Genomic DNA, 12592 nt, shown 5'->3' with positions numbered 1-12592 from the left:
TGCTCAAGCCAGCACTGCCTTGGCCTTGGCCACCACGTTCTCGACGGTGAAGCCGAAGTGCTTGAACAGCACGCCAGCCGGGGCCGATTCACCGAAGGTGTCGATGCCGACCACGGCGCCTTCCAGGCCGACGTACTTGTGCCAGAAGGCGGTCACACCGGCTTCGATGGCCACGCGCGGCACGCCTCGGGTCAGCACGGAAGCCTTGTAGGCTGCATCCTGGCGATCGAACACGTCGGTCGAGGGCATCGACACCACGCGCACGGCAATGCCTTCGGCGGTCAGCGCATCCGCGGCCTTGGTGGCCAGTTCGATTTCGGAGCCGGTCGCCATCAGGATGACCTTGGCGTTGGGCGCATCGCGCAGCACGTAGCCGCCACGGGCGATGTCCTTGACCTGGGCGTCGGTGCGCTCCTGGAACGGCAGGTTCTGGCGCGAGAAGATCAGGGTGCTGGGACCATCGTGACGCTTGATGGACTCGGCCCAGGCCACCGCGGTTTCGGTGGTGTCGCAGGGACGCCAGTTGTCCAGGTTGGGGATCAGGCGCAGGCTGGAGACGTGTTCCACCGACTGGTGGGTGGGGCCGTCTTCGCCCAGGCCGATGGAGTCGTGGGTGAACACGAACAGCGCACGGATCTTCATCAGCGCAGCCATGCGCAGGGCATTGCGGCTGTAGTCCGAGAAGGTCAGGAAGGTGGCGCCGAAGGGCAGGTAGCCGCCATGCAGGGCGATCCCGTTCATGATGGCGCTCATGCCGAATTCACGCACACCGTAGTTGATGTGGTTGCCGCGCTGGTCGGCGCGCACGGCCACCGATTCCTTCCAGTTGGTCAGGTTCGAGCCGGTCAGGTCGGCCGAGCCGCCCAGGAATTCCGGCAGCGCCTGCGCATAGGCCTGGATGGCGTTCTGGCTGGCCTTGCGGGTGGCGATGGTTTCCTTCTTTTCCAGCGTGGAATTGATGTAGGCGGTCACGGTCGATTCGAAGGCGGCCGGCAGTTCGCCCTTGAGGCGACGCAGCAGTTCGGCGGCTTCGCTCGGGTATTGGGCGGCGTAGGTGTCGAAGGTCTGCTTCCAGCTGGCTTCGAAGTCGGCGCCGGTGGCCTTGGCGTCCCAGGCGGAATAGACATCGGCCGGGATCTCGAAGGGTGCGGAAGTCCAGCCCAGCGCTTCGCGCACGGCGGCGATTTCCTTGTCGCCCAGGGCAGCGCCGTGGACCTTGTCGGTGCCGGCCAGGTTGGGCGAACCCTTGCCGATGACGGTACGGCAGCAGATCAGGGTCGGCTTGTCGGCCAGCTTGGCCTGGTGGATGGCGGCGCTGACGGCTTCGACGCTGTGGCCGTCCACGGCCGGGATGACGTTCCAGCCGTAGGCTTCGAAGCGCTTCGGGGTGTCGTCCTTGAACCAGCCTTCGACGTGACCGTCGATGGAGATGCCGTTGTCGTCATACAGCACGATCAGCTTGGACAGGTTCAGGACGCCGGCCAGCGAGCAGGCTTCGTGCGAGATGCCTTCCATCAGGCAGCCGTCGCCGACGAAGGCGTAGGTGTAGTGATCGACCACGGCCAGGCCGGGCTTGTTGAATTCCGCGGCCAGCAGCTTTTCAGCCAGCGCCATGCCCACCGCATTGGTGATGCCCTGGCCCAGCGGGCCGGTGGTGGTTTCCACGCCCGGGGTGATGTGCACTTCGGGGTGGCCGGCGGTCTTGGAATGCAGTTGGCGGAAGGACTTGATGTCTTCCATCGACAGGTCGTAGCCGGTCAGGTGCAGCAGCGCGTATTGCAGCATGGAGCCGTGGCCATTGGAGAGCACGAAGCGGTCGCGGTTGGCCCAGTGCGGATTGGCCGGATTGTGGCGATAGTGCTTGGCCCACAGGGCCACTGCGATTTCCGCCATCCCCATCGGCATGCCCGGGTGTCCGGAATTGGCTTTTTGAACTGCGTCCATCGCCAGCGCGCGGATCGCGTTGGCCATCTTGTCGGTGGGGAGAGTGGAAATCATGTCGATGTCTGAGTTTGCTTTGCTGGAAGCGCCGCCTGGCGCACAAATCGGGGTTCTGAAGCCAATCCACCCGCCCCGGAAGGCCGAGGCAAGTGCGGGGCCGTATTTTACCAGAGTGCGCCGGGGGGATTAAAATTCAGGGCCAGCCGCATGGCTGTATTGACAATGTTTCCCCCGCTCACTGCCTTCAGGACCCGTCCATGCCCCGTTTCCATCTCCCGCAAGCCCTCGGTATCGGTTCGGACCTGGTCCTGCCGGAGCAGATCGCCCACCACATCCATGTGCTGCGCCTGCAGCCAGGCGACGCCATCACCCTGTTCAATGGCGAGGGCGGCGAATACACCGCCACCCTGAGCGCCGTCGAGAAGAAGCGTGCCCACGCGCAAGTGAAGACCTTTTCCCCCCGCGAAGCCGAGCTGCCCTATGCGCTGACCCTGGCCCAGGCCTTGCCGGAAGGCGCCAAGATGGACTGGATCGTCGAGAAGGCCGTGGAACTGGGCGCCACCGCCCTGCAACCGCTGGCCGCCCAGCGTTGCGTGGTGCGGCTCTCGGGCGAGCGCGCCGAAAAGAAGCAGGCGCACTGGCAAGGCATCATCCACGCCGCCGCCGAGCAATGCGGGCGCAACCGCCTGCCTCATCTGGGGGAAGTGACCGAATTCAAGCGCTGGATCGCCCAGAGCGACCTGCACCGCCGCATCCTGCTCTCGCCGCGCGGCGCCGAGCCGTTGTCGGGCTGGGCGCGCCACCATCCACCACAGGCCGTGACGCTGGTGGTCGGCCCGGAAGGCGGCTTCAGCGACGAGGAAGAGGAACTGGCCTGCGCCCAAGGTGCGCTGATGCTGTCCATGGGCAGCCGTGTGCTGCGCACCGAGACAGCGGGGCTGGCTGCGCTGGCCGCCTTGAATGCGGTGTGGGGCGAGCTCTGAGCGGTTTCCCCCCTCGCCATGGAGCCTGTTGCGCCTACACCATGCAACCGGCCTGCTGCCTGAACGTGCGTAAGCTATTCTCCCCCTCCCCAAAGGAGCGCAAGCCTCACCAATTTGAATCGCCACTGCAGCATCTCACCCGCTGAACCCATTGATACCACCCGGCAAGGATGGCCGCCCCGCCTTTCCCCGCCTGGCTTTGCCAGGACCAGCCAGGTCCAGGTAGCGATCTGGCATGGCTCCTGCTTAACGATATTCAATCTTGTATTCAAGTTTGAATATCCAACATGAAGCCTGCCCATATTCCGCAACAAGTCGCTGCCCCTGTCACCATCGCCTCCACCCTGGCTGCCTATCGCAATGGCAGCAGCACGCCCGGCAAGACCGTGGCCAGCTTGCTGGCGCTGATCGAGCAGGCCGACCGCGAGGAAGTCTGGATCAGCCGTGTGCCGGCCAAGCAGTTGAAGCAGCAGGCCGCCGCACTGGACCTGATGTGGCAGATCAAGGGCGAGACGGTGCTGGAGAGCATGCCTTTGTTTGGCATTCCCTTTGCCGTCAAGGACAACATCGATGTGGCCGGCATGCCCACCACGGCGGCCTGTCCCGAGTTCAGCCGGGTGGCAGAGACCAGCGCCACGGTCGTGCAACGCCTGCAGGCGGCCGGTGCGCTGCTGGTGGGCAAGACCAACCTGGACCAGTTCGCTACCGGCCTGGTCGGCGTGCGCTCGCCTTACGGCGCGGTGCGCAATGCGATTGCTCCGGATTACGTCTCGGGTGGCTCCAGTTCCGGCTCCGCTGTGGCGGTGGCGCTGGGCCAGGTGATGTTTGCACTGGGCACCGATACCGCCGGCTCGGGGCGCATTCCGGCCGCCTTCAACCATCTGGTCGGACTCAAACCCAGCCGTGGCCTGATCAGCGCGCAGGGCCTGGTGCCGGCCTGCCGCACGCTGGACTGCATCTCCATCTTCGCCCACGACGTCGCCGATGCCTGGCATGTGCTGCACAGCGCCGCCGGCTACGACGCTGCCGACGCCTATGCGCGCAAGCTGCCCATGCTGGGGCTCAAGCGCCGGGGCTATCGCATTGCCATCCCGGCCGCCACCGAGTTCTACGGCGACCTGGCCGCCCAGGATGCCTGGGACCGCACCCTGGCCCGGATCGCCGAACTGCCTGGAGTGACCCTAGCGCGGATTCCCTTTGCGCCCTTCGCCGACGCTGCGCGCTTGCTGTATCAAGGGCCATGGGTGGCCGAGCGCCGCGCGGCGCTGGGCGATTTCTTCGTGAAGCAGCCGCAGGCGGTGCATCCGGTGGTGCGCGAGATCACTGCCCAGGCCGCCGACTATGACGCCGTGGCAGCCTTCCAGGGCCAGTACCGCCTGGCCGAGCTGCGCCGCCAGGCCGAGCAGTTGCTGGAAGGCGCTGACCTGATGCTGGTGCCGACCACCACGGGCATGCCCACCATCGCCGAGGTCCAGGCCGATCCGGTCAGACGCAACTCGCAACTGGGCTACTACACCAACTTCGTCAACCTGATGGACATGTCCGCCCTGGCCATCCCCGGCCTGTGGAGGAACGACGGCCTGCCCGCCGGCGTGACCCTGATCGGTCCGGCCGGGGCCGATCACTTGCTGGCCGAGGCGGGTGCGCGCCTGCAGCATCAGCTCGGTGGCGCCGCCCAGGCCGACGCCGTTGCTAGCGCGCCCCTGCCCTTCACCGAAGAGACGATCCGGCTGTGCGTGGTCGGCGCCCACCTGAGCGGCCAGCCGCTGAACTGGCAGTTGCTGGAAGCAGGCGCGCGCCGTCTGGCCAGCACCCGCACCGCGCCGCGCTATCGCCTCTACGCCCTGGCCAACAGCGCGCCTCCCAAGCCGGGCCTGGCGCGCACCGCAGGCGCAGACGGCGCGGCCATTGCCGTGGAAGTCTGGGAAATGCCGCTGCGCCATGTCGGCGCTTTCGTGGCCGCCATTCCCGCACCGCTGGGCATAGGCACGGTGGAGCTGGAAGACGGCAGCAGCGTCAAGGGCTTCATCTGCGAACCGGCCGGCATTGCCGATGCCACCGACATCACCCACCACGGCGGGTGGATCAACTATCTCAATGCGCTGAACAAGGCGCCGCAATGAGCGCGAACCATTATCTCGAGAAAGCTTTGCCCTGGCTGCCGTTCGTCCTGAGTAGCGGCAGGGCCGTATCAGTCCGAACGGCCAATTGATGTACTTAGTGACAAGTCAGTGACTGACCTCACGCCATGTTGCCCCACCCCAACCATCCACGATCACACTGGAGCACCACCATGAAAAACCGCCGCGATTTTCTGAAACTGTCCGGAGCCGCCGCCCTGGGCGCTGCCTTCCCGCTGGAGCTGCTGGCCGCAGGTCCCTTGACCGTGGGCTTCATCTACGTCGGTGCGCGCGATGACTTCGGCTACAACCAGTCGCATGCGCAGGCGGCGGCCGTCATCAAGAAGATGCCCGGCGTGAAGGTGATCGAGGAAGAAAAAGTGCCCGAGACCGTGGCCGTGCAAAAGACCATGGAAGCCATGATCCAACAGGATGGCGCCACCCTGCTCTTCCCCACCTCGTTCGGCTACTTCGATCCGCACGTGCTCAAGATCGCCGAGAAATACCCCAAGGTGCGCATCGCCCACTGCGGCGGCCTGTGGACCGCCGGCAAGCACCCCATGAACGTGGGCAGCTACTTCGGCTACATCGAAGAGTGCGAATACCTCTCGGGCGTGGTGGCCGGCTACATGAGCAAGAGCAAGAAGCTGGCCTTCATTGCCGCCAAGCCGATCCCGCAGGTGCTGCGCAACATCAACGCCTTCACCCTAGGCGCGCAGTCGGTCGATCCGGCCATTACCTGCCACGTCATCTTCACCGGTGACTGGTCGCTCCCGGTCAAGGAAGCCGAAGCCGCCAACAGCCTGATCGACCAGGGTTGCGATGTCATCACCTGCCACGTCGATGGCCCCAAGGTGATCGTCGAGACCGCCGAAAAGCGCGGCGTCATGACCACCGGCTATCACGCCAGCCAGGCTTCGCTCGCGCCCAAGGGCTATCTCACCGGCGCTGAGTGGAACTGGGCCACGCCCTACACCGAGATCGTCAAGGCCACGCTGGAAGGCAAGCCGATGATCAATTTCCTGCGCGGCGGCTTGAAGGACAACTTCGTCAAGATGTCGCCCTACGGCGCAGCCGTGAGCGCACCAGCCAAGAAGAAGGCCGACGAGATCAAGGCGCAGATGCTGGCCGGGAAGTTCCAGATCTTCAAGGGCCCGATCAAGGACAACAAGGGCAATACCGTGATCCCGGCCGGCACCACGCAAGTCCAGACCGACGTGGTGCTGGAGAAGATGAATTACCTGGTGGCCGGCGTGGTCGGCCAGGTCTGATCCCCGATCGCTGATGCAGGACGGCCTCATGACTTCCCTTCCCGCTCCCGGGGTGGCGGCTGCCGCCACCTCGCCGCTGCTGCGGCTGCGCTCGGCGCTGCTCAACGGCAGCGCACCGGCCCTGCCGACGCTGTGCGCGCTGGCTGGCACGCTGCTGCTGTTCGTGCTGTTCCTGCTGGTACAGGGCAAGCCTGCGGGCGAGGCCTGTCTGCTGATCTTCCAGGGTGCGTTCGGCACGATGTTCGCGTGGCAGAACACCCTGCAGCGCGCCGCCCCCCTGTTGTTGACGGCGCTGTGCGTGGCCTTGCCGGCGCGCGTGGGCTTGATCGTAATCGGCGGCGAAGGTGCGCTGGCGCTGGGTGGGCTGGCCGCGGCGGTGATGCCGCAACTGCTGCCGGGCCTGCCCTCGCTGGTGATGCTGGTGGTGATGGCGCTGGCGGCGATGCTGGCCGGCGGCCTGTGGATTGCCCTGTGCGGCGGCCTGCGCCAGTGGCGCGGGGTCAACGAGACCATCGCCAGCCTGCTGCTCTCCTATCTGGCCGTGGCGGTGTTCAAGCATCTGGTGGAAGGACCGCTGCGCGATCCGGCCAGCCTCAACAAACCTTCGACGCTGCCCTTGCCCGATCCCTACCTGATAGGTTCCATGCCCGGCCTGGAAGTCCACTGGGGCCTGGCCTGGGGAGCACTGGCCTGCCTGGCGGCCTGGGTCTTCCTGCGCCATAGCGTTCCTGGCTTTGCCATGGGCGTGGTCGGCGGCAATGTGCGCACAGCGCGGCTGGTGGGGCTGCCGGTCAATCGCCTCATCCTCACCGCCTGCGCCCTGGGTGGGGCGGCGGCGGGACTGGCGGGCATGTTCGAAGTCAGTGCCGTGCAGGGCAGCGCCACCAGTGCGCTGCTGGCGGGTTACGGCTTCTCCGGCATCCTGGTGGCGTTTGCGGCGCGCCAGAATCCCTTGGCCATCATCGTCTGCGCGCTCGTCATTGGCGGCGTAGAAGCCAGCGGCAGCCTCTTGCAACGGCGCCTGGACCTGCCCGACGCCACCACCCTGGTGCTGCAGGGCCTGCTGTTCTGCAACCTGCTGGCCTGGGAAGCCATCACCGGCCGCCTGGCGGCCCTCAAGCTGCGCTGGCAGCAACAGGCGCAAGTCATCCCCGCCAAGGAGGCCGGCCATGCATGACATCGATTTCACCACCCTGCTGCTGGCGCTGTTCGCCGGGGCGATCCGGGTCGGCACGCCTTTTCTGTTCGTCAGCCTGGGCGAGTGCCTGACCGAAAAAGGCGGGCGCGTGAACCTGGGCCTGGAAGGTATCCTGGTCTGTGGCGCCATGACCGGCTATGCCGCTTCCTTCTACAGCGGCTCGGCCTGGCTGGGCGTGCTGGCGGCCGGATGCACCGGGCTGCTGCTGGGCGTGCTGCATGGCGTGGTGTGTTCGCTGCCGCGCGTCAACGACATCGCCTTCGGCATTGCCCTGATGCTGCTGGGCACGGGCCTGGCCTTCTTCCTCGGCAAACCCTTCATCCAGCCGCAGGCGCCGATGCTGCCCTCCATCGACCTCGGCGCCTGGAGCAGCAATGACCGCCTGCACCATGCCCTGCAGATCAATGCCCTGTTCTTCATCGGCGTGGTGTTGGCGCTGGTGCTGCAATGGGGCCTGTCGGCCACGCGCTGGGGCCTGGCCCTGCGCCTGGTGGGCGACCACGCCGAGACCGCCCGCGCGCTCGGCTATCGGCTCACCGGCACGCGCATCGCCGCCACGGCGGCGGGCGGCTTCCTGGCCGCTGTCGGTGGCGCCTACCTGTCGCTGTACTACCCCGGTAGCTGGAACGAGGGACTCTCCAGCGGTCAGGGCCTGATGGCTGTCGCCCTGGTGATCTTTGCGCGCTGGCAACCGTGGCGCTGCCTCTTGGCGGCCCTGCTGTTCGGCGCGGCCGGGGCGCTCGGACCGGCCCTGCAGGCGGTCGGCGTGACTTCCGGCTACTACCTCTTCAATGCCGCGCCCTATGCGCTGACGCTGTTGATCATGATCATGACCTGCCGCCCCGACCGCACGCTCTCGAGTGCGCCGGGCGAACTGAGCCTGACCCGATAAATCCGTCTATCCCCAAGGAGAAACCATGTCCGCACGCTTCATCCAGGCCGAACCCTATCCCTGGCCCTACGACGGCGCCCTGACCCCGGCCAACACCGCGCTCATCGTCATCGACATGCAGACCGACTTCTGCGGCATCGGCGGCTATGTGGACAAGATGGGCTACGACCTCTCGCTCACGCGCGCGCCCATCGAGCCGATCAGGAAAGTGCTGGCCGCCATGCGCGCCGGCGGCTACACCATCATCCACACCCGCGAAGGCCATCGTCCCGATCTCTCCGACCTGCCGGCCAACAAACGCTGGCGCTCGCGCCAGATCGGCGCCAATGGCGTAGGCATCGGCGACGCCGGCCCGTGCGGCCGCATCCTGGTGCGCGGCGAACCAGGCTGGGAAATCATTCCCGAACTGGCCCCCATCGCCGGCGAGATCATCATCGACAAACCCGGCAAGGGTTCCTTCTGCGCTACCGATCTGGAAATGATTTTGCACACCCGCGGCATCCGCAACATCGTGCTGACCGGCATCACCACCGACGTCTGTGTGCATACCACCATGCGCGAGGCCAATGACCGTGGCTTCGAATGCGTGATGCTGTCGGACTGCTGCGGCGCGACCGATTACAACAACCACCTGGCGGCGCTGTCGATGATCAAGATGCAGGGCGGCGTCTTCGGCGCGGTCGCGGATTCGGCCGCGCTCATTGCCGTGATCGGGGCCTGAGCATGCATGCCCTCGAGCTGGAGATCATCAACGCCGGCAAGTCCTTCGGCAGCTTTCGCGCGCTCGATGAGGTCTCGCTGAAGATCCGCGCCGGCACCATCCACGCCCTGCTGGGCGAGAACGGCGCGGGCAAGAGCACCCTGGTCAAGGGCCTGGTCGGCTATAGCCCGCTGGACCAGGGCAGCATCCTGGCCGATCGCCGCGAGGTGGACATCCGCAGTGCACGCGTACCCAACCAGCTCGGCATCGGCATGGTCTACCAGCACTTCACGCTGGCGCCCAGCCTCACCGTGGCGGAGAACCTGCTGCTGGCGCGCGGTGACCTGCCCTGGCGCATCCGCTGGAGCAGCGAGCGCGCGGTGCTGGAAGAATTCATGGCCAAAATGCCCTTCAAACTGTCGCCGGAACGCACGGTCAGCAGCCTGTCCGCTGGCGAGAAGCAGAAGCTGGAAATCCTCAAGCAACTCTACCTGCGCCGCCGCTTCCTGATCCTGGACGAACCAACCTCCGTACTCACCCCGCAGGAAGCCGACGAAGTGCTGGGCCTGATGCATGCACTGACGCGCCAGCAGGAATTGACCGTGCTGATGATCACGCACAAGTTCCACGAGGTGAGCGCCTATGCCGACGATGTGACCGTGTTGCGCAAGGGCCGCCTGGTCGGCAGCGCCCGCGTCGCCGAGACCAGCCCGGATATGCTGGCGCACTGGATGATGGGCCAGGCCCGCGCAGAGAAGGCGCAGGTGGCGCGCCCCGCAGTGCCTGTGCAGGCGTCCGTGGGACTGGAGGTGCGGGACCTGACGGTCAACAATGATCGCGGCGTGGCCGCCGTGCGTGCGCTGTCGCTGCAGGTCAGGCGCGGTGAGATCGTCGGCCTGGCCGGCATCTCCGGCAATGGTCAGAAAGAACTGGTGGAAGCCCTGCTGGGCCAGCGCCGCCTCCTGCTGGGCGAGATCCGCGTGGAAGGCGCACCCTACGCCGCCACCCGCGAAGAGATGCGTCGTCTGCGCGTCTTTGCGCTGCCCGAAGAACCGCTGCGCAATGCCTGCATCGCCGGCATGAGCGTGGCCGAGAACATGGCCTTGCGCAATTTCGACGTCGCGCCCTTCAAGCGCGGCGGCTGGCGCATCGACCGCAGCGCCATGAAGCGCCAGGCGCAAGCCCTGATCAGCGCCTTCAACGTCAAGCCGCCAGTGCCGGAACGTCCCATTGGCACGCTTTCCGGCGGCAATGTGCAGCGCGCCGTGCTGGCGCGCGAGCTGGGGGAAGACGGCCAGGACGGCGCGGCCAATGTGCTCATCGTGGCCAATCCGGTATTCGGACTGGACTTCGCCTCGGTCGCCGACATCCACGCCCGCCTGCTGCAAGCCCGCGCACGCGGCGCGGCGGTGCTGCTGGTGAGCGAAGACCTGGATGAACTGCTGGAACTGTCTGACCGCATCCTGGTGATGACCGAAGGCCGCATCGTCCACGTGGCGCAAGACGTGGCCAAAGAAGGCGCGGACCGCGCCGCCCTGGGCCGCTGGATGGCCGGGCACGCCCAACAATCCACCCACGCCGAGGCCGCATGATCCGCATCGACGCATTTCCCTATCCCTATCAGTTCCATCCGCGCAGCACGGCGCTGGTGGTGATCGACATGCAGCGCGACTTTGTCGAGGAAGGCGGGTTCGGCAGCGCACTGGGCAACGACGTACGCCCCTTGGGCGCCATCGTGCCGACCGTGGCAGCGCTGCTGGCGCTGGCGCGCCAGACGCAGATGCTGGTGGTGCATACGCGTGAGTCGCACCTGCCCGACCTGTCGGACTGCCCGCGCACCAAGCGCCTGCGCGGCAACCCGACGCTGGGCATCGGCGATGTCGGGCCGATGGGCCGCATCCTGGTGCGCGGCGAGCCGGGCAACCAGATCCTGCCGCAGTTGACCCCCATGGCCGGCGAGATCGTCATCGACAAGCCCGGCAAGGGCGCCTTCTACGCCACCGACCTGCACGCGCAATTGCAGGAGCGCGGCATCACGCATCTGCTGGTGGCGGGCGTCACTACCGAAGTCTGCGTGCAGACCTCGATGCGCGAAGCCAATGACCGCGGCTATGAATGCCTGGTGGTGGAAGACGCCTGCGCCAGCTACTTCCCCGCCTTCCATCGCGCCACGCTCGACATGCTCACCGCCCAGGGCGGCATCGTCGGCTGGCGCGCGCCGCTGGCGCAATTGCAGAGCGCCGTGACCGCTTATGCCGGAGAACATCCATGATGCAAGTGAACCTGCCCCACGTGGTCGCCGAAGTCGAACACGCCTTTGCCGACTATGAATACGCCCTGCTCATCAATGACATTGCGACCCTGGACCGCTGGTTCTGGTATGCCCCCGAGACGGTGCGCTATGGCGTGGGCGAGGTACTGCTGGGCGGCGAGGCGATCCGCCAGTACCGCCAGCGCTGCACGCCGGTGCCGGCCTCGCGCAAGCTGCATCGCACCGTTGTCACCACCTTTGGCCAGGACTATGCTACGGTCTCCACCGAATTCACCGACCATACCTCGGAGCGGATCGGCCGGCAGATGCAGACCTGGGTGCGCATGGCCGAGGGCTGGCGCATCGTCGCCGCCCACGTCAGCCTGATGGCCTGAGCTGGACTCCTCCAAGAACATCCGAATGATTGCGCCATGACTGTCACCCTCGCCAATGCGCTCGCCGAACAGGTCTATCACCGGCTCAAGGACGATATCTTCAGCTTCCGCCTGCTGCCGGGCGACAATTTCACCGAGACCGAGATGGCGCAACGCCAGGGGGTCTCGCGCACGCCCTTGCGCGATGCGCTGTTCCGGCTGCAGCGCGAAGGCTATCTGGAAGTGGGCTTTCGGCGCGGCTGGAAGGTCTGCCCCATCGACTTCGACCGGCTCGACAATCTCTATGACCTGCGCATCGTGCTGGAAATGGCTGCGCTGGACAAACTCTGCAGCCAGCCGGAGGCCAGCGCCGAACTGACGCAATTGAACGCCATCTGGCTGGCCGAACCCGATGCGCGACAGACCGATGCGGTCAAGGTGGCCCAGCTGGACGAGGCTTTCCACACCAACCTGGTCGCAGCGGCCGGCAATGAGGAGATGACGCGGGTACATACCGAGGTCACGGAAAAGATCCGCATCGTGCGCCGGCTCGACTTCCTGAAGAAAAAGCGCATCGACGCCACCTACGAGGAACACGGCAAGATCCTGCAGTTGATTGCCAAGCGCAAGGCCACTGAAGCCCAGATCCTGCTGCGCGCCCATATCACGCAGAGCAAGCTGGAAGTCCGGAAGATCACCATCTGGATGCTGGCCGAGGCGCGCCAGTTGCAGGAACCGGAGGCGGCGTTGGCACAGCAGTGAAGCAAGGAAGCAAGGAAGAGGAATTCAGATGAAATACCAGCAATGTTTCATCTAGGAAATATGAAAACTGCTCTGGATATCCGCCCCTGGCGGCCTGATC

Annotated in this window: 11 protein-coding genes; 10 read left to right on the top strand and 1 reads right to left on the bottom strand. The window is 65.9% G+C overall.

Annotated elements, in window-relative coordinates; genetic code table 11:
* Positions 1-3: 3 nt before the first annotated feature.
* Entirely contained in the window at positions 4-2004 is a 2001-nt protein-coding gene (tkt, locus tag ACP92_RS07080) for a transketolase (protein WP_257785564.1), read from the bottom strand.
* A 194-nt stretch (positions 2005-2198) separates the two neighbouring features.
* On the opposite strand from tkt, the gene ACP92_RS07075 reads away from it, so the two are divergent.
* From ACP92_RS07075 to ACP92_RS07030, 10 genes are all read left to right on the top strand, one after another.
* Positions 2199-2924 carry a 16S rRNA (uracil(1498)-N(3))-methyltransferase gene (locus ACP92_RS07075; protein ID WP_013233433.1) on the top strand — a complete coding sequence of 242 codons (726 nt, stop codon included), beginning with the start codon at positions 2199-2201 and terminating at the stop codon, positions 2922-2924.
* Positions 2925-3211: 287 nt separating this feature from the next.
* Entirely contained in the window at positions 3212-5047 is a 1836-nt protein-coding gene (gene atzF / locus ACP92_RS07070) for an allophanate hydrolase (RefSeq protein ID WP_013233432.1), read from the top strand.
* Positions 5048-5217: 170 nt separating this feature from the next.
* Entirely contained in the window at positions 5218-6315 is a 1098-nt protein-coding gene (locus ACP92_RS07065; protein ID WP_013233431.1) for a BMP family ABC transporter substrate-binding protein, read from the top strand.
* A 28-nt stretch (positions 6316-6343) separates the two neighbouring features.
* The gene (locus ACP92_RS07060) at positions 6344-7492 is read left to right on the top strand and encodes an ABC transporter permease (protein WP_232284912.1); all 1149 of its coding nucleotides are present in this window, start codon (positions 6344-6346) and stop codon (positions 7490-7492) included.
* Positions 7485-8405: an ABC transporter permease gene (locus tag ACP92_RS07055; RefSeq protein ID WP_013233430.1), complete on the top strand. Its 921-nt coding sequence runs from the start codon at positions 7485-7487 to the stop codon at positions 8403-8405. The genes ACP92_RS07060 and ACP92_RS07055 overlap by 8 nt, the downstream gene beginning before the upstream one ends.
* Before the next feature lie 25 nt (positions 8406-8430).
* Positions 8431-9126 (top strand): biuret amidohydrolase, encoded by a 696-nt coding sequence (gene biuH / locus ACP92_RS07050; protein ID WP_013233429.1) that lies wholly within the window; start codon positions 8431-8433, stop codon positions 9124-9126.
* A 2-nt stretch (positions 9127-9128) separates the two neighbouring features.
* Positions 9129-10697 carry an ABC transporter ATP-binding protein gene (locus ACP92_RS07045; protein WP_013233428.1) on the top strand — a complete coding sequence of 523 codons (1569 nt, stop codon included), beginning with the start codon at positions 9129-9131 and terminating at the stop codon, positions 10695-10697.
* Positions 10694-11377 carry a cysteine hydrolase family protein gene (locus ACP92_RS07040; protein WP_013233427.1) on the top strand — a complete coding sequence of 228 codons (684 nt, stop codon included), beginning with the start codon at positions 10694-10696 and terminating at the stop codon, positions 11375-11377. Before ACP92_RS07045 ends, ACP92_RS07040 begins: the two co-directional genes overlap by 4 nt.
* Positions 11374-11751 (top strand): oxalurate catabolism protein HpxZ, encoded by a 378-nt coding sequence (gene hpxZ / locus ACP92_RS07035; protein ID WP_013233426.1) that lies wholly within the window; start codon positions 11374-11376, stop codon positions 11749-11751. The genes ACP92_RS07040 and hpxZ overlap by 4 nt, the downstream gene beginning before the upstream one ends.
* Before the next feature lie 36 nt (positions 11752-11787).
* On the top strand, positions 11788-12492 hold the full coding sequence (locus tag ACP92_RS07030; RefSeq protein ID WP_013233425.1) for a GntR family transcriptional regulator: 705 nt from the start codon (positions 11788-11790) through the stop codon (positions 12490-12492).
* Positions 12493-12592: the final 100 nt, after the last annotated feature.

The organism is Herbaspirillum seropedicae (assembly GCF_001040945.1).
GTDB lineage: Bacteria > Pseudomonadota > Gammaproteobacteria > Burkholderiales > Burkholderiaceae_D > Herbaspirillum > Herbaspirillum seropedicae.
This window is presented reverse-complemented; position numbering and strand designations above follow the sequence as displayed.